This is a genomic window from Bradyrhizobium sp., assembly GCF_036009065.1.
Lineage (GTDB): Bacteria > Pseudomonadota > Alphaproteobacteria > Rhizobiales > Xanthobacteraceae > Bradyrhizobium.
This window is the reverse complement of record NZ_DASYMN010000204.1, coordinates 21,546-39,934: the sequence shown is the minus strand read 5'-3', so window position 1 is coordinate 39,934 and position 18,389 is coordinate 21,546. Positions and strand designations below refer to the sequence as shown.

General features: G+C 64.2%; 13 protein-coding genes. 10 read left to right on the top strand and 3 right to left on the bottom strand.

The window, feature by feature from the left end:
• Positions 1 to 115 precede the first annotated feature (115 nt).
• On the bottom strand, positions 116 to 802 hold the full coding sequence (locus VGP39_RS12685) for an aldolase (protein WP_327568460.1): 687 nt from the start codon (positions 800 to 802) through the stop codon (positions 116 to 118).
• Between VGP39_RS12685 and ltnD the strand changes: the two genes are divergently transcribed.
• Genes ltnD through otnK form a run of 3 tightly spaced genes read left to right on the top strand, consistent with a single transcriptional unit; the run spans position 801 to position 3,891 of the window.
• On the top strand, positions 801 to 1,811 hold the full coding sequence (gene ltnD, locus VGP39_RS12680; RefSeq protein WP_327568459.1) for an L-threonate dehydrogenase: 1,011 nt from the start codon (positions 801 to 803) through the stop codon (positions 1,809 to 1,811). The genes VGP39_RS12685 and ltnD overlap by 2 nt on opposite strands.
• 23 nt (positions 1,812 to 1,834) lie before the next feature.
• Complete coding sequence (otnI, locus tag VGP39_RS12675) at positions 1,835 to 2,617, top strand: 2-oxo-tetronate isomerase (protein ID WP_327568458.1); 783 nt, start codon at positions 1,835 to 1,837, stop codon at positions 2,615 to 2,617.
• On the top strand, positions 2,614 to 3,891 hold the full coding sequence (gene otnK / locus VGP39_RS12670) for a 3-oxo-tetronate kinase (RefSeq protein ID WP_327568457.1): 1,278 nt from the start codon (positions 2,614 to 2,616) through the stop codon (positions 3,889 to 3,891). Before otnI ends, otnK begins: the two co-directional genes overlap by 4 nt.
• Before the next feature lie 140 nt (positions 3,892 to 4,031).
• On the opposite strand, the gene VGP39_RS12665 is transcribed toward otnK, so the two are convergent.
• Positions 4,032 to 4,808, bottom strand: coding sequence for an SDR family oxidoreductase (locus VGP39_RS12665; protein ID WP_327568456.1), 777 nt, complete (start codon positions 4,806 to 4,808; stop codon positions 4,032 to 4,034).
• A 151-nt stretch (positions 4,809 to 4,959) separates the two neighbouring features.
• On the opposite strand from VGP39_RS12665, the gene VGP39_RS12660 reads away from it, so the two are divergent.
• The 7 genes from VGP39_RS12660 (at position 4,960) to VGP39_RS12630 (ending at position 16,612) form a co-directional block, all read left to right on the top strand.
• Positions 4,960 to 6,216, top strand: coding sequence for an ABC transporter substrate-binding protein (locus VGP39_RS12660; protein ID WP_327568455.1), 1,257 nt, complete (start codon positions 4,960 to 4,962; stop codon positions 6,214 to 6,216).
• 141 nt (positions 6,217 to 6,357) lie between these two features.
• Positions 6,358 to 7,236, top strand: a complete 879-nt coding sequence (locus VGP39_RS12655; RefSeq protein WP_327568454.1) for a branched-chain amino acid ABC transporter permease — start codon at positions 6,358 to 6,360, stop codon at positions 7,234 to 7,236.
• Positions 7,237 to 7,241: 5 nt separating this feature from the next.
• Positions 7,242 to 9,761, top strand: a complete 2,520-nt coding sequence (locus VGP39_RS12650) for a branched-chain amino acid ABC transporter ATP-binding protein/permease (protein ID WP_327568453.1) — start codon at positions 7,242 to 7,244, stop codon at positions 9,759 to 9,761.
• A 7-nt stretch (positions 9,762 to 9,768) separates the two neighbouring features.
• Positions 9,769 to 10,710, top strand: coding sequence for a 3-hydroxyacyl-CoA dehydrogenase (locus tag VGP39_RS12645; RefSeq protein WP_327568452.1), 942 nt, complete (start codon positions 9,769 to 9,771; stop codon positions 10,708 to 10,710).
• 283 nt (positions 10,711 to 10,993) lie between these two features.
• Entirely contained in the window at positions 10,994 to 11,917 is a 924-nt protein-coding gene (locus VGP39_RS12640; protein ID WP_327568451.1) for a 3-keto-5-aminohexanoate cleavage protein, read from the top strand.
• Positions 11,918 to 12,255: 338 nt separating this feature from the next.
• A complete protein-coding gene (locus tag VGP39_RS12635; protein ID WP_327568450.1) occupies positions 12,256 to 15,441 on the top strand; it encodes an efflux RND transporter permease subunit in 3,186 nt (1,061 codons plus the stop codon).
• Positions 15,431 to 16,612 carry an efflux RND transporter periplasmic adaptor subunit gene (locus tag VGP39_RS12630; RefSeq protein ID WP_327568449.1) on the top strand — a complete coding sequence of 394 codons (1,182 nt, stop codon included), beginning with the start codon at positions 15,431 to 15,433 and terminating at the stop codon, positions 16,610 to 16,612. The genes VGP39_RS12635 and VGP39_RS12630 overlap by 11 nt, the downstream gene beginning before the upstream one ends.
• A 247-nt stretch (positions 16,613 to 16,859) precedes the next feature.
• On the opposite strand, the gene VGP39_RS12625 is transcribed toward VGP39_RS12630, so the two are convergent.
• Positions 16,860 to 18,383, bottom strand: a complete 1,524-nt coding sequence (locus VGP39_RS12625; protein WP_327568448.1) for an acetyl-CoA acetyltransferase — start codon at positions 18,381 to 18,383, stop codon at positions 16,860 to 16,862.
• Positions 18,384 to 18,389 lie beyond the last annotated feature (6 nt).

Below are 18,389 nucleotides of genomic sequence, written 5' to 3'. Positions count from 1 at the left end.
ATACAGGCCGGCGCCGCCTGACTCGTGGCGGTCGATCGGCGCCGGCCTGTATACCGGCATCCCACCGCCCCGCTCGTCGACACGCCGCGCCACACGCAGCGACCCTCTTGACACGTCAACCCCCATACAAGGATGACGGGTGAGTGTGTGGCGAGTGCTCCGGCAACGAGAGCCCGAACGTATTCGATAAATCCTTCACCTGCGCCGGCGTCAGATACCGCGGATTGAGCCCGCGCAGCAGCAGGTACAGCTTCGCGGTTTCCTCCAGTTCCTCCATCGCGAACACCGCGGCCTCCAGCGAGTCGCCGGCCACCACCGGGCCGTGATTGGCTAGCAGCACCGACGCATATTTCCCGGCGAGACCCTGAATCGCGTCTGCAACCGCCGGATCGCCCGGCCGATAATACGGCACCAGCGCGGTCAAGCCGCATTTCATCAGGTAATACGGCGTCATCGGCGGCAGCACCGCGCGCGGATCGATCTCCGGCAGCATCGACAGCGCCACCGAATGCGTCGAATGCAGATGGACGATCGCACGGGACGCGCTTCGGCTCTCATACAGCGCTGCGTGCAGCGGGATTTCCTTGGTGGGCGGATCGCCGGAAACGAGGCGGTTGTCGGCGCCAAGGCGCGACAGTCGCGCAGGATCGAGCGAACCCAGGGATGCGTTGGTTGGCGTCACCAGCCAGCCGCCGTCCTCACAGCGCACGCTGATATTGCCGGACGAGCCCGGCGTCAGCCCACGCTCGAACAGCGAGCGGCCGAGGCGGCAGATATCATCGCGGAGCTTCGTTTCATCCATGAAGACGTCCTTTTTCCGACTTTTCTCACGCTTTGGCAGCGCGGCCAAGCCGTGTTATCCAGAGCGCAATAACGAAAACAGGAAGCGCATGCCCGAGCCTGCATCTGAAAAACCGCGCGTCGCCGTTATCGGGCTCGGCTCGATGGGCTACGGCATGGCGACCTCGCTGCGGCGCGCCGGTTCTGAGGTCACCGGTTGCGACGTGGCGGCTGAGACCGTTGCGCGGTTTGTTGCCGACGGCGGGCTGGGCGCACGGACGCCAGCGGAAGCCGCTGAGAAAGCCGACATTGTCGTCAGCGTGGTGGTCAACGCCGCACAGACCGAAACCATTTTGTTCGGGAAGGATGGCGTTGCCGAAACATTGGCGAAAGATGCGGTGTTTGTCTCATCCGCGACGATGGACCCGGATGTCGCCCGTCGGTTGGCGAAGCAGCTTGAAGCCACTGGCCGGCACTATCTCGACGCGCCGATCAGCGGCGGCGCGCAGCGCGCGGCACAGGGCGAACTCACGATTCTCGCCTCCGGCAGCAAAGCCGCATTTGACAAGGCGCGGCCGGCACTCGATGCCATGGCGGCAAAGCTCTATGAGCTCGGTGACGCCGCAGGGCAGGGTGCCGCCTTCAAGATGATCAACCAGCTGCTGGCGGGCGTACATATCGCCGCGGCGTCCGAGGCGATCGCGTTCGCGGCGAAGCAGGGGCTCGACATCCGGAAGGTTTATGAGGTGATCACCGCGTCAGCCGGCAATTCGTGGATGTTCGAGAACCGCATGCCGCATGTGCTCGACGGCGACTACACGCCGCGCAGCGCGGTCGATATCTTTGTGAAGGACCTCGGCATCATCCAGGACATGGCGCGCACGGCGAAATTTCCGGTGCCGGTTTCGGCGGCGGCGCTGCAGATGTTTTTGATGACCTCGGCCTCCGGCATGGGCCGCGACGACGACGCCTCGGTGGCGCGGATGTATGCCCGCGTCACCGGCACGACGCTGCCGGGCGACTCGACATAACGCCGATAACAAGAGGACATTCGATGCCCCGTTTCGCCGCCAATCTCAGCATGATGTTCAACGAAGTGCCGTTCCTCGATCGCTTCGACGCGGCGGCGAAGGCCGGCTTCACCGCGGTGGAATTCCTGTTTCCCTACGATCATGCGGCGGAAGCGATCGGCGAACGCCTGCATCGCAACGGCCTGACGCAAGCGCTGTTCAACCTGCCGCCCGGCAATTGGGAGGCCGGCGAAAAGGGCTTTGCGGCGCTGCCGGACCGGTTTGGCGATCTGCAGCAGAGCCTGCGCACCGCGCTGCCCTATGCCAAGGCGACCGGCGTCAAGCGGCTGCATCTGATGGCGGGCATTGCCGATCGCGGGGATCCGAAGGCGGTGGCGGCGTTCCGCAAGTCTGTGATATGGGCCGCGGAATTTCTGGCGCCCGAAGGCCTCGACGTGGTGATCGAGCCGATCAATCCGCGCAATGTGCCCGGCTATTTCCTCAACGATTTTGCCTTTGCGCGCGACCTGATCGGCGAGCTGAACATTCCGAACCTAAAACTCCAGTTCGACATCTATCACTGCCAGATCATCCACGGCGATGTGACCATGCGCTTGCGCGAGATGATGCCGATCACGGGCCATATCCAGATCGCCAGCATACCCTCGCGCAACGAGCCGGACAGCGAGGAACTGAATTATCCGTTCCTGTTCGACGAACTCGACCGGCTCGGCTACAGCGGCTTCGTCGGCTGCGAATATAACCCGCGGGCCAAGACCACCGATGGCCTCGGCTGGTTCAAGCCTTATGCCGGAGCGAAATCGTGACGCTGGCGCTGGGCTGCATCGCCGACGACTATACCGGCGCGTCCGATCTGGCGAACACGCTGACCCGCTGCGGCCTGCGCACGGTGCAGACCATCGGCGTGCCGTCGGACGATCTGGAGCTGCCCGAGGTCGATGCCGTGGTGGTGTCGCTGAAGAGCAGGTCCATCGAGGCATCACAGGCGGTGGCAAAATCGCGCGCGGCGGAAAAATGGATACGCGGGCGCGGCGCCTCGCATGTGCTGTTCAAGATCTGTTCGACTTTCGATTCCACCGACGCCGGCAACATCGGCCCGGTGATGGACGCATTGCGCGCCGACTCCGGCGACGCCATCGTGCTGGTGACGCCCGCCTTTCCGGAAACCGGCCGCACGGTGTATCAGGGCAATCTTTTCGTCGGCTCCGCGCCGCTGAATGAAAGCCCGCTAAAAGATCACCCGCTCAACCCGATGCACGATTCCAATCTGGTGCGGGTGTTGGCGCGGCAGAGCAGGACCAAGGTCGGCCTTGCCGATCTCGCGGTAATCGCGCGTGGACCGGACGCCGTGCGCGTGCATCTTGCCGACCTCGCAGCGAAAGGTATTGGCGCTGCGATTGCGGATGCGGTATTCGAGCGCGACCTCGAGACCATCGGCACGGTCGCGCTCGATCATCGTGTTTCCGTTGGTGCATCGGGCATCGGCCTCGGGCTTGCCCGCGCGCTGGTGGCCTCGGGCCGCGCGAAGGCGAACAAGACGACGGACGTTTCCGGAAAGCCCGTCGGCGGCGCGGCGGCGTGCCTGGCCGGCAGCTGCTCGCAGGCGACGCTGCAGCAGATCGCAAAAGCCGAGCAGGCAATGCCGGTGCTGCGCCTCGATCCCGAACAGGTTGTTGCGGGCAAGAATGAAACGCAGCGCGCACTCGATTGGGCGAAAGCGCGGCTTGCAAAAGGCCCAATCCTGATCGCAAGCAGTTCGACACCCGATCAAGTGGCGGCACTGCAGGCGCGCCATGGCCGCGACGCCGCCGGTCATGCCATCGAAGAGGCAATGGCCGATATCGCCGAAGGCCTGGTGAAATCCGGCGTGCGCCGTCTGGTCGTCGCGGGCGGCGAAACTTCCGGCGCCGTGGTCGATCGCCTCGGTATTCCTGGCTTTCTGGTCGGCCCTGAAATCGCGGCTGGTGTACCAGTATTGCGCGCCGTCGGCGCCAGGGACGGCGAGATGCTGCTGGCGCTGAAGTCCGGCAATTTCGGCGGACCGGAATTCTTCAGCGATGCGCTGAAGCTGATGGAGTAATCACCGCCGTCATCCTGAGGTGCTCGCCCTCTTGGGCGAGCCTCGAAGGATGGAAGCGAACGCAAGTAGCTATCCTTCGAGGCTCGCCGCGATGCGGCGAGCACCTCAGGATGACGGCGGAGTTTTTCGCGGGGACGACGCTATCCCAGCATCTGGGTGTCGCCGCAGATCGAGATCGCCTGGCCGGAAATCGTTTTTCCCCGCGGGCTGCACATGAACAGGATCTGGTCGGCGAGTTGCTGCGGCGTCACGTAGTCCTTGATCGAGGTATAGGAGAACGCGGTGCGCTCCATTTCGGCGTAGGAAATCCCGCGCTGCTGCGCTTTGGCTTCCAGCACGCGGCGCTGGCGGTCGCCGGCGACGAGCCCGGGCAGGATGGCGTTGACGCGGATGTTGTCGGGGCCGAGTTCGATCGACAGCGATTTGGTAAAACCGATCACGCCCCATTTCGCCGCCGCATAGGGCGTGCGCATCGCAAAGCCGAGACGGCCGGCGGCCGAGGCGATGTTGACGATCGAGGCGTTCGTGCTCCGGCGCAGCAGCGGCACCGCCAGCCGCGTGCAGTTGAATTGCCCGGTCAGGCAAATCTCCAGGCAGCGATCCCAATCCTCGGGGTTCATTTCCTCGACCTTGGACGTCGGACCCGCGACGCCGGCATTGTTGACCAGCACGTCGAGGCTGCCGAGTTTCGCCGTGGCTTGCGCGAACAGCTTCTCGACCGCGGCGCGGTCGGATACATCACAGCGTGTTTGCGTGATGGCGGGGTCGCTGGACGCGAGTGCCGACAGCGCCGCCTCATCCACGTCGCAGGTATGGACCCTGGCGCCCTCTGCGGCAAACGCGCGCGCGATCGCAAGCCCGATGCCATTGGCGCCCGCGGTCACGAGTACCCGTAAACCCTTGATTTCCAAATCCATGCGGACTCGACAAACACCCGATCTTTTGCAACCCTAGCTGCGATCAAAGATCACGGCAAGCGACGCAAGCGCGCAAGCATAAAGCGCAACGCTGCCGGGAGAAAATAACGCGTCGCCGCGAAGCGAACGCTATCCAGGGAGAAGAAAAACCATGTCGGACAACACAGAATTCACGCGCCGCAGGCTGCTCAAAACCGCCGGCGGGCTAGCGCTGGTGTCGGGGATTTCCGCGCCGGCGATTTTGCGCGCGCAGACATCGGACGTGATCAAGATCGGCCATCTGACGCCGCGCACCGGCTTCCTAGGTCCATTGGGCGAATACGCGGTGATGGCGATCGATCTCGCGGTGGAAGAGATCAACGCTTCCGGCGGCATGATGGGGCGCAAGGTCGAACTGCTCAAGGAAGATTCGGTCAACCCGCAGACCGCCTCGACCAAGGCCGAGCGCATGATCGAGCGCGACAAGGTCACCTGCATCATCGGCGAGATTTCGTCGGCGTCGTGTCTGACCATTGCGCAGGTGGCGTCGCGCACCAAGACGCTGTTCATCAACACCGGCGGCAATTCGGATGCGCTGCGCGGCAAGGATTGCCAGCGCTACATGTTCCATGTCGAGTCGCAGAACTCGATGTATGTCAAAACCGTCGGCCGCTCGTTCCTGCGCGACGGGCTGGTCAAGGGCAAGAAGTGGTATTCGCTGACCGCGGATTACGCGTTCGGCCATGACCTGCTGAAAGTCTCAAAACGCTTCATGGAAGCCAATGGCGGTCAATTTGCCGGCGACGATCTGGTGCCGACCGACGCCACTGACTTCTCCGCCTACCTTTTGAAAATCCGCGAAGCAAAACCCGACCTCGTCGTGATCAATCTCGCCGGCAACCAGATCACCAACTTCCTCAAGCAATATGCCGAGTTCGGCCTGACCTTCCCGGTCGGCGGGTTCGGCTTCGACACCGCGCTGGCGTGGGCCGCGGGCAAGGGCAATTTCGTCGGCACCTGGCCGGTGGTCTGGCATCATCTGATCGACACGCCCGGCACAAAGGCGTTCGTGGCGGCCTTCACCAAGAAATACAACAAGCCGCCGGAGAACCAGGCCTGGGGCGACTACATCGCGACCAAGATCGTGGCGCAGACGGTCAATGATTTGAAGTCCGTGGAATCGCCTAAAATCATCGAGCATTTCGAGAAGGGCGCCAAGTTCGATCTATTGAAGACGCGGCAAGGCTATTTCCGCGGCTCGGATCACCAGCTGATGCACGAAATGTATGCGGTGACCGCGCTGCCCGCCGACAAGATCAAGAACCAATGGGACATCTTCGCCTCGAGCCCGGCGGTGCCCGGCCCGAACGAGGATCTCGAAGTGATCGCCGCGACCAAGGAAGAGAACAGCTGTACGTTCCCAAGCTGAGCGCGTGTCGTCATTGCGAGCGCAGCGAAGCAATCCAGAGGCCGCAAGGAAGGACTGGATTGCTTCGTCGCAAAGGCTCCTCGCAATGACGGAGAAATTGCGCTCCGTTAGCCACGTTTCACGCGCGCCGAGGCCAAAACCATGTCCGCCATGCTATTGGCGCAGCAAATCCTCAACGGGCTGCTTGACGGCGTCTACTATCTGCTGATCGCGCTTGGCCTGTCGCTGATCTTCTCGCTCGGCGGCATCGTCAATCTGGCGCACGGCGCGTTCTTTGCGATCGGCGCTTATTTGACGCTGGTGGTTTCGCCCTATCTCGGTTTTGGGGGCGCCTTCGTCGTCGCACCCGTGACAGTGGCGCTGCTCGGCGTGGTGATCGAGCGGCTGTTGTTTACGAGATTCTACCGCTCCGACCCGATCCTGTCGCTGCTGATGACATTCGGCCTCGCCATGGTGGCGGAACAGGTGCTGCGCATGATCTTCGGCGCGCCGCCTTTGTCCTATTCGATTCCCCAGGCGTTGCGCGGACAGGTCGCCATCGGCAGTTTCATCTATTCGTTCTACCGCATGGTGCTGCTCGGCATTGCGATCACCTGCATTGCCGGCCTGTGGGTGCTGCTGCAAAAGACCTCGTTCGGCCGCGTGGTGCGCGCCGGCGTGCAAAATCCCGACATGGTCGGCGCGCTCGGCATTTCGCTGCAGCCTTACATGTCCGCGGTCGCCGCGCTCGGCATCGGCCTTGCCGGATTGGCCGGCGTGTTGCTGGCGCCGATCTACGCGGTGCATCCGGCAATGGGCCAGGAGATCATCACGCCGGCCTTCGTCGTGGTGGTGATCGGCGGCCTCGGCTCGTTCTGGGGCGTGGTCGCGGCCGCCTTGCTGGTCGGCCTCGTCAAGGGCGTGATGGTCGGCATCGGCTATTCGGCGGCCTCGACCGCGGCGATCTATCTGTTGATGCTTCTGGTGCTGCTGTTCCGGCCGCGCGGCCTGTTCGGCGAGCGCATCACGCGGTTCGAGTGACGGCGATGTGGAAGCGCTTGCCTATTCCGCTATTCGTCGCCGCGCTCGGCCTGCTGGTGCTGCCGCCGATCCTGCTCGCGCTCGGCCTCACCATGACCTCCGCGACCGAGGTGGTGGTATTCGCGCTGGCCTGCATGGCGCTGAACATCCTGGTCGGGCATACCGGGCTCGTGTCATTCGGCCACGGCGCCTGGTTCGGGCTTGCCGCCTATGCTGCGGCGCTGATCCAGCGCAATTTGATGCCGGACTCGTTTTTTGGTCCGACCATTATCGGCGTTCTGATCGTCGCCATCGTCGCCACCGCCTTCGGCTTCCTGATCCTGCGCCGCCGCGGCGTGTATTTCTCGCTGCTGACGCTGGCGCTGGCGGCGATGCTCTATTCGATATCGTTTCGCTGGACCGAGGTCACCGGCGGCGAAAATGGCCTCGGCGGTATCACCCGCCCGACGCTGCTTAGGTTCAATCTGGAATCCTCGACGAATTATTACTGGTTCGTGGCGCTGATCGCATTCCTCGTGCTGATCCTGTTATGGCGGTTTCACAATTCGCCTGTTGGCAGCGTGCTGGTAGCGGTCCGGGAAAACGAGCAGCGCGCGCGCTTTCTCGGCTATCCGACCAACCGCTACAAGCTGGCGGCGTTCGTGCTGTCCGCCTCGATCACCGGACTCGCGGGCATCCTGCTGCTGTTCCAGAACCGCATGACCTCGGCCGATCCGATTTCGGTGGCGTTCTCCGGCGATCTCCTGGCCATGGTCGTGATCGGCGGCATGCGCAGCTTTTTGGGCCCGGCGCTGGGCGCGCTGTTCTTCATCCTGTTTCGCGAATTCCTCAGCATCTACACCGAGAACTGGCTGTTCTGGTTCGGCCTGATCTTCGTCGGTTTCATCGTGTTTTCGCCGACCGGTCTCGTCGGCGTCGCCGAGCGCCTGATCGCGCCGTTCCGCAAGAAAGTTATCGAAGATGCCGCAATGTCGGCGCGCCGGATCGAAGTCTTGCCGCTGCCGGAATTCTTGAAGCCGAAATCACACGTCGATGGCCCCGTGCTTTCCGCCCGCCACATCGTCAAGAGTTTTGGCGGCATCAAGGCGGTGCAGGGCATCGATATTTCCATCGCCGACCGCACGCTGCACGCGCTGATCGGCCCCAACGGCGCCGGCAAGACCACGGCATTCAACCTGTTGTCCGGGATGTACCCGCCGGACGAAGGCGCGGTGTCGCTGCTGGACCAGCCGATCGCGGGACACACGCCGGAAGACATCGCAAGCGCGGGCATCGGCCGCTCGTTCCAGATCACCAACCTGTTTCCCGCGCTCAGCGTCGGCGAAAACATCCGCCTCGCCGTACAGGCGCGGCATCCGCGCCGCTTCGATCCCATCGCCAATGCGCTGTCGATCGACGCCATCAATGCCGAGACCGACGCCACCATCCGCTATCTCGGCCTTGCCGGCATCGAAAAGGCGGAAGCCGGGATGCTGTCCTATGGCGGCCAGCGCCTGCTCGACATGGGCGTCGCGCTCGCCACCGCGCCGCGGGTGCTGCTGCTCGACGAGCCGCTCGCGGGCCTCGCCGCCGCCGAGCGCGAACGCATCGGCGCCATCGTCAAGCGGATCTCGGCCGACCTGCCGGTGCTGCTGGTCGAGCACGACATCGACCGGGTGTTCCAGTTGGCTGACCACGTCACCGTCATGAATGAGGGGCGGGTGCTGCTCGACGGCACTGTCGAGGATGCGCGCGCCAGCCCCAAGGTGCAGGAGGTCTACATCGGCTCCGGCGCCAGCGCAGTCGCGGCGCGTCCGCGCGAAACCGCCGCCCGCGTCAATGCGCTGCTGACGGTCGAGCATGTCGACACCTTCTACGGCAAGAGCCACATCCTCAATGACGTGAATTTTACCCTGCACGAGAACGAGATCATCGCGCTGCTGGGGCGCAACGGCGCCGGCAAGTCGACATTGCTCAAAACCCTGATCGGCATCGCGCCGGCGTCGAACGGCTCGATCAAGCTCGCGGGCAACGAGTTGATCGGCAATTCGTCGGCGCAGAATGCGCGGCTCGGCATCGGCTATGTGCCGCAGGGCCGCGGCCTGTTCGCCGGGATGAGCGTCGAACAGAACCTCGAGCTCGGCGGCCTGAAGCGGCAGACCGGCCATGGCGTGCACTGGACGCGGGAGCGCATCTACGAATACTTCCCGCGGATCCGCGAGCGGCTCGACAGTCCGGCGGATTATCTCTCCGGCGGCGAACAGCAGATGGTTGCGGTGGCGCGCGCGCTGTCCGGCGACGTGCGGGTGCTGCTGCTCGACGAGCCGTTCGAGGGCCTGGCGCCGACCGTGGTCGAGCAGCTGTTCGAGACCTTCGACCGGTTGCGCAAGGAAATCGCCATCATCATCGTCGACCACAATCTCGATCTGGCGCTGGCGTTGTCCGATGCCACGGTAGCGCTGGAGCGGGGCCGGGTGATCCATCAGGGGCCTTCCAAAGCCTTGCGCGACGATCTCGATTTGCGCCGCAAGGTGCTCTGGCTGTGAGAATGAAATGAAAAAACAAGAGCGAACTGTCGCCATCGTCGGGGTCGGCCTGATCGGACGCGCGTGGGCTGCGATTTTCGCACGCGGCGGCTGGAACGTGCGGATCACCGATCCGCATGGCGAGACGCTGGCCGCCGCGCCCGGCCTGATCCGCGACGAATTGCGCGCGCTGGCGCGGCATGGCCTTGCCGCCGATCCGGATGGTGCGGCGGCGCAAATAACGGTTACGAGCAGCTTCGAGGACGCAGTGAGGGACGCCGAATTCGTCCAGGAAAACGGACCCGAAAACGTCGATCAGAAGATCAGGATTTTCGCCGAGCTCGACCGGCTGGCGCCGGCGGATGCGCTGCTGGTGTCATCCACCTCAGCCATCGTCGCATCCCGCTTCACCGAAATGCTGCCGGGCCGGGCGCGCTGCCTGGTCGGCCACCCCGTCAATCCGCCGCATCTGGTTCCGCTGGTTGAACTGTGCGGCGCGCCCTGGACCGCGCCGGAAAGCATCGACCGTGCCCGCGCGATCTATCGCGAGATCGGCCAGGTACCGGTGACGGTGAACCGCGAGATCAACGGTTTTGTCCTCAACCGGCTGCAGGGTGCGCTGCTGGCGGAAGCGTTTCGACTGGTAGGTGAAGGTTTCATCTCCGCCGAAGACCTCGATCACACGGTCAAGAACGGGCTCGGCTTGCGCTGGTCGTTCCTCGGCCCGTTCGAGACCATCGAACTCAACGCGCCCGGCGGCATTCCGGATTATTGCGCGCGCTACACCGGCTTCTATAAGGAGCTGGCATCCGCATCCGCCGGTCCCGAGGTTTACCAAAGCCCGAACGTGGACCGGGTGATCGCGGCGTGGCCGCACCAGCCTTCGCCCGAACGCATCGCCGCGCTGACGCAGCGGCGCAACGAGCGCCTCGCGGCGCTGGCCGCGCACAAGGCATCGCAACAGGACTAGAGCCTGATGTTTTCAAGTCGAATCGGCACGGCGCTCACCTCACCTCTCCCCGGAGGAGAGAGGGCCTGCCCCCGACTTGATCGGGGGTCGACGCGCATCGCTAGATGCGCGGCGGGTGAGGGGCCTCTCCGCGAATCCGAGTGTGTCCAGAGACCCCTCACCCGAAGCCTTCGCTGGCGCACCGGCTTCGACCTCTCCCCTCCGGGGAGAGGTGAGGAGCCGCTGCAACCTGAATTCATCATGGTTCAGTTCTGAACTTGTCGAAACGAGAAAGCGAGACAGCATGGCACGCAAAGTCATCATCACCTGCGCCGTGACCGGCGCGATCCACACCCCGTCGATGTCGAAGGCGCTGCCGGTGACGCCGCAGGAAATCGCCGACGCCGCGGTCGATGCCGCCGAGGCCGGCGCCGCGATCGTTCATCTGCATGCGCGCAATCCCAAGACCGGCCAGCCCGACCAGAGCCCGGAAGCCTTCGCGCCGTTCCTGAAAGTCATCAAGCAGCGCTCCAACTGCGTGATCAACCTCACCACCGGCGGCGCGCCGACCATGACGGTGGACGAGCGCGTGCGTCCCGCCGCGGTCTACAAGCCGGAGGTGGCGTCGCTGAACATGGGGTCGATGAATTTTGGCTTCTTCGGCATGCTCAACCGCTTCAAGAAATTCGAGCACGAGTGGGAGCTGAAGCATGTGCAGAACAAGGACATCGTGTTCCGCAATACCTTTCAGGATATCGAATTCGTGTTGAAGACGCTGTCGGAAACCGGCACCCGCTTCGAGTTCGAATGCTACGACACCGCGCATCTCTACAATCTCGATTACTTCCTGCAGCAGGGCCTGGTGAAGCCGCCGCTGTTCGTGCAGACGGTGTTCGGCCTGCAGGGCGGCACCGGCGCTCACGCTGAGGACGTGCTGCACATGAAGCGCACCGCTGACCGGCTGTTCGGCGACAAGTTCGTCTGGTCGGTGCTCGGAGCCGGGCGCAACCAGCTGCCGATCGCGGCGATGGCCGCCGCGATGGGTGGCAACATCCGCGTCGGCCTTGAGGATTCGCTGTGGGCCGCGCCGGGCCGGATGGCCGCCTCCAACGCCGAGCAGGTGACGCTGGCGCGCAAGATCATCGAGGGGCTGGGACTTGAGGTCGCAACCTCGGACGAGGCGCGGGAGATTCTCGACCTCAAGGGCGGCGACAAGCTGGAGGTTTAGGACCCGCGTGCCCCGGACGCAGCGCAGCGCGCCGCGCTTGGCGGCGTGGTGCGCTGCAGAGCCGGGGCACGGTTGCTTGCTGCCCGAAGAAACCGGGGTCCCGGTTCTGCGAAGCAGCGCTTCGCAAGGGCTACGCGCTGCATCGCGCCCGGGACACCCATCAAACTTCGTGAGAGTTCCCCTGGAAGGTCCCCGGCGTTAAGATACCGGTCGATTGCATAGCCTCATGAACGCCGGATATTGGCATTTTCCGGCAAGTTCGGGTACATCAGCGCGGGCGAATTGCCGGCGCCCGCGAGTCCCGAGGCCCGTTCGCCCGCCCGAGGAATGCCTGTTTCATGATCGCGCTGGTCCGCATCGCCCTGAGCCGGCCCTATACCTTCGTCGTGCTGGCGCTGCTGCTCCTGATCATCGGACCGCTGGCCGCACTGCGCACGCCGACCGACATCTTTCCGGACATCCGGATTCCTGTGATCGGCGTCGTCTGGAACTACACCGGCCTGCCGCCGGACCAGATGGCCGGGCGCATCACCACGCCGTTCCAGCGCGCGCTGACCACCACGGTCAACGATATCGAGCACATCGTCGCCAATTCCTACAACGGCATCGGCATCATCAAGATTTTCTTCCAGCCGAACGTCAACATCCAGACCGCCAACGCCCAGGTCACCGCGATCTCGCAGACGCTGCTCAAGCAGATGCCGCCCGGCGCCACGCCGCCGCTGATCCTCAATTACAGCGCCTCCACGGTGCCGATCATCCAGGTCGCGCTATCAGGCGAAGGCCTGACCGAGCAGAACCTCGCCGATATCGGCATCAATCAACTTCGCACGCCGCTGGTCACCGTGCCCGGTGCGGCGATCCCATATCCGTTCGGCGGCAAGCAGCGCCAGGTGCAGATCGACCTCAATTCCACGGCGCTGCAGGCGCGCGGGCTGTCCGGACAGGACGTCGCCAATGCGCTCGCCGCGCAGAACCTGATCACGCCGGTCGGCTCGCAGAAGATCGGCGGCTTCGAATACGTAATCCAGCTCAACAATTCGCCCCTGAAGATGGAAGACCTCGGCAACCTGCCGATCAAGACCGTCAACGGCGCCATGGTCTATGTCCGCGACGTCGCCAGCGTGCGCGACGGCAATCCGCCGCAGACCAACATCGTTCACGTCGACGGCAACCGCTCGGTGCTGATGATGGTGCTGAAGGCCGGCTCGATCTCGACGCTGGATATCATCGCCGGCATCAAGCAGAAGGTAATCGACGTCAAGGACGCGTTGCCCGAAGCGCTCAAGATCGGCTTCATCGCCGACCAGTCGTTGTTCGTGCGCGGCGCGATCACCGGCGTCGCCAATGAAGGCGTGATCGCCGCGCTGCTGACCAGCGTGATGATCCTGCTGTTTCTCGGAAGCTGGCGCTCGACGGTGATCATCGCGGTGTCGATTCCGCTCTCCGTGCTCGGCGCCATCATCATGCTGTCGGCAATCGGCGAGACGCTCAACATCATGACGCTGGGCGGCCTTGCCCTTGCGGTCGGCATCCTCGTCGACGACGCCACGGTGACGATCGAGAACATCAATTATCATCTCGAGCAGGGCAAGGAAGTCGAGCCCGCGATCATGGACGGGGCGCGGCAGATCGTGACCCCGGCCTTCGTCTCGCTGCTGTGCATCTGCATCGTGTTCGTGCCGATGTTCTTCCTGCAGGGCGTCGCGCGCTTCTTGTTCGTACCGATGGCCGAAGCTGTGATGTTCGCCATGATCTGGTCGTTCATCCTGTCGCGCACGCTGGTGCCGACCATGGCGAAATATCTGCTGCGGCCGCATGTGCACCACGCCGAAGGCGAAGGGCCGCCGCCGTCGCGCAATCCGCTGGTCCGGTTCCAGCGCGGCTTCGAGGCGCGTTTCGAGCGGTTCCGCGGCGGCTACCGCGATTTGTTGTCACTGGCGCTGACCCGGCGGCCGATCTTCGTGATCGGATTCTTGAGCTTCGTCGGCGTGTCGTTCCTGCTGGTGCCGTATCTCGGCCGCAACTTCTTTCCCTCGGTCGATGCCGGCGGCATCCTGATGCATGTGCGCACCCAGGTCGGCACGAGGGTCGAGGAAACCGCCAACCAGTTCGCCGATATCCAGAAGGCGATCCGCAAGATCATCCCTCCGAACGAGATCGAGACGCTGGCGGACAACATCGGCATGCCGATCAGCGGCATCAACATGACCTACAACAACACCGGCGTGATCGGCCCGGCGGACGGCGACATCCAGATCAAGCTGAAGGAAGGCCACCGGCCGACCGACGAACACGTCCAGGCGTTGCGCGAACAATTGCCGCGTCTGTTTCCGGGCATGCAATTTGCCTTCCTGCCGGCCGACATCGTCAGCCAGATCCTGAATTTCGGCGCGCCGGCGCCAATCGACCTGCAAATTCGCGGCGCCGATTTGGCTGCGAACTATACCTATGCCAACAAGCTGCTCAATCGCATCCGCCGGATTCCGGGCATCGCGGATGCGCGCATCCAGCAATCGCCCAACAATCCGACGTTCAACATCGACGTCGACCGCACCCGCGCGCAGTATGTCGGCCTGACCGAGCGCGACGTCACCAACAGCCTGGTCGTCAATCTCGCCGGCAGCGCCCAAGTCGCACCGACCTATTATCTCAACCCTGATAACGGCGTGTCGTATTCGATCGTGATGCAGACGCCGCAATACCAGGTCGACTCGCTCGGCGCCTTGCAGTCCTTGCCGGTCACCGCGGCCGGCATTCCTCAGTCGCCCATTTTGGGCGGCATCGCCGATATCAAGCGGTCCACATCCAGCGCGGTGGTGTCGCAATACGACATCGTGTCCATGGTGCAGATTTATGCCACGCCGCAGGGCCGCGATCTCGGCGCGGTCGCGGCCGACGTCAAAAAAGCGATCGACGAAACCGCGAAAGAGGTGCCCAAGGGTTCGTCGGTTGTGCTGCTCGGCCAGGTGCAGACCATGAACAGCGCGTTTTCCGGCCTGCTGTTCGGGCTGCTCGCCGCCATCGTGCTGATCTACCTGTTGATCGTGGTGAACTTCCAGTCATGGTCCGATCCCTTCGTGATCATTTCCGCGCTGCCGGCGGCGCTTGCCGGCATTGTCTGGATGCTGTTCACGACCCAGACCACGCTGTCGGTGCCGGCGCTGACCGGCGCCATCATGTGCATGGGCGTCGCCACCGCGAACAGCGTGCTGGTGATCAGTTTTGCCCGTGAGCGCTATGCGGAGCTCGGCGATCCCGTCGCGGCGGCGCTGGAGGCCGGCTTCGTCCGGTTCCGCCCGGTGCTGATGACGGCGCTGGCGATGATCATCGGCATGGCGCCGATGGCGCTGGGCCTCGGCGAGGGCGGCGAGCAGAACGCGCCGCTTGGCCGCGCCGTGATCGGCGGACTGATTTTTGCAACGATTGCGACGCTGATGTTCGTCCCCGTGGTGTTTAGTATGGTACACAAGAAGCAAGGCGCCAAAGACGCCGCCGCACCGGAGATTTCGCATGCCCACTGAAAACAGCTCGCCGGTGTCGCGCCGGAAGTTGGGCATTTTTGGCGTGGTCGCCTGCATCGCCGCCGTGCTGATCGTGGTGACGGGTATCCGGGCCCGCGAAGATTCCAGCGCAAAATTGCGGGAATGGACCGACACCCAGGCTATTCCGACGGTCGCGGTGACCCTGCCGGACGCGCGGGTGCTCAACGCGACGCTCGATCTGCCGGGCCGGCTCGAGGCCTATCAGCGCGCGCCGATCTACGCGCGCGTCAGCGGCTACCTGAAGACCTGGAACGCCGATATCGGCGCGCAGGTGAAGGCCGGGCAGGCGATCGCCGAAATCGAGGCGCCGGACCTCGACCAGCAATTGTTGCAGGCGAGGGCCGACCTCGCCAGCCAGCAGGCCAGCGCGAAACTGTCGGAGGCGACGCTGACCCGCCGCCGCTCGCTGCTGGCGTCGAATTTCGTCTCGATGCAGGAAATCGACGAGCGCACCGCCGACCTCTCCAACAAGAAGGCCGCGGTCAATTCCGGCCAGGCCAATGTCGAGCGGCTGGAAGCGTTGGCCGGCTACAAGAAGATCACCGTGCCGTTCGACGGCGTGGTCACTGCGCGCGATACCGACGTCGGCGCCCTGATCAACGCCGGCGGCGGCACTGGCCCCGCGATGTTCGTGATCTCGGACATCAGCAAGCTTAGGGTCTATGTCAACGTGCCGCAGAGCTATGTGCCGGCGATCAGGATCGGCGCCAAGGCCATCATCTCGATGCCGGAATATCCGACCCGGACGTTTGCGGCGACGGTCGAGGCCTCGTCGCAATCGGTCGATGTCTCCTCCGGCACGACACGGATGCAGCTTGCGCTGGACAATGCCAAGAGCGAGCTGATGCCGGGCGGCTATGCCAACGTCAAACTGAGCCTGCAGCGCGACGCGGTGCCGCTGCATATTCCCGCCAGTGCGCTGATCTTCAACAAGGACGGCCTGCGCGTCGCCACCGTCGGTGTGGACGACAAGGTGCTGTTCAAGACCGTGACCATCGCCCGCGATCTCGGCCGCGATATCGAGCTGGCATCGGGCGTCTCCCCCGACGACCGCATCATCATAGCACCCCCGGACGGCATCGCCGACGGCGATCAGGTCCGCGTCGCCGGCGGCAAAGGCAGCGAGCCGAAGAAGGTGTCGGAGAAGTAGGGCCCCGTTCCCCGGACGCTGCGCAGCGCGCCGCTCTTCGCGGCGTGGTGCGCAGCAGAGCCGGGGCCGTCACGCACGTCTACCCTTTGTCATGCGCGGGCTTGACCCGCGCATCTATCCCTCTTCGCAAGAATCTTTCGAAGAAGATGGATTGCCGGGTCAAGCCCGGCAATGACGGTGGTGTTTGATACGGTCCCGGCTCTGCGGAGCGGCATGAAGAATGCCGCACCGCGTCCGGGACACGGGATCAACTCACCCGCCACTCCAATATTCCGTCATCCGCGCCGACGATGTCGCCCTTTGATCCCACCGGCGTACGGTCCATGTTCGTCAGATGCGCCAGCGTCGCGCCATCTCGCGCGGGCACACGGGCCAGCGCGCGGGCGTTGTCGGCGGTGCGCAGCATCACCACGCCGTGCTCGACATCGCCGTTACGGCCGCCGTAGAGCACCGTAAAACTTTCGACGGTGGCTTGGCCGTCGGCTTCGGTCACAAAATCCGGCACCTCGCCGCGACGACGATCCGCCTCCGCCTGCACGCTGGTGTCCAGCGCCAGCGGCTCCCGCGGCGCCTGCCGCGACAGCACCAGCGCGTGATGTTTTGTCACGAAGCCGCCCTGGCCGTAGAGCAGGCCGAGTTTTGCGCCGCGGCGCAGCTTGCGCACCATCGCGCAGGCCGCGTGAGTCATGTAGGTGTTGAGCGGCGCGCCGTGGAAGGTGAGGCCGCCGGTTACCGTCGGCTGCACATCGGCGCCCAGCCCCAGCGTTCGCCGCGCCATTTTGGGAACGACGGGAAAGCAGCTGTAGAGTTCGATCGCGTCGAATGCCCGGCCATCGCCGCCGGCCATGTCGAGCACCGCGCCAAGCACGGCATTCTGGGCGTGGCTTTCGTAAAACTGGTCACGGATCAGATAATCGCGCGGCTCCTCGGCCGAAGCGCCGCCATGGATGTAGATCATGCGCTCCTCAGCGATCCCGGCGGCTCGCGCGCGTCCCAACGATGTCATCAGCAAGGCCCCGCCCATGTTGACGGTCGGGTTCGCTACCATCAGTTTGGTATAGGGCCAAGCGATCAGCCGGTTGTCGGGCGAGGGCGTCGTGATCACGTCCGCCGGCACCGCGCGCTTCATCCAGGATTGGGGATTGCCGGCTGCGACGTCCGAATAGCGCGACCACAACTCGCCGGATTCCACCAGCGCTTCGCGCGGTGTCTGACCCCAATGCGCTGAAGTCGCCGCCTCGTAAAGCGGGTAGACCGTGATCGGCCTGAACACGCCGAGCGTCACGGCCATCGGCTTCTGGAACGTCGCGCTGCGCTTCGGTTCGGGCACGTCGTGGGCGAACGGTGTCCATGGCAGCGTGATTTTGGCGCGCTCGGCCTTGGTCGCGGTCGACTGCGCCTCGGCGCCGCAGACCACGGCGACCTTGGTCTCGCCGCGGGCGATGCGCTGCGCTGCTTCGTGCAGATAGCGGATCGGGCTCTCGCCGCCGACCGGACCGTAAAAGCAGTGCGATGGCTTGATGCCGAGCCGGGCTGCGAGCAGTTGCTCCGGGTCGCGGTAGCGCCAGCTCAGAAAATTCACAACGTCGAGCGAGTCGATCTCGCCGAGCAACGGCGCCGCGGCATCCTCTGCCGCGCGTTTTACCGCGGCTTCAAGCAGCGCCAGCGGTTCGAGGCCCGCGGTCAGCTCAGTTGGATGATCGGCGATTTCGCCGACGCCGACGATGACGGGAATGCGATCGTCTGGGACAGGGGAATGCGCGTTCGCCATTTTTGT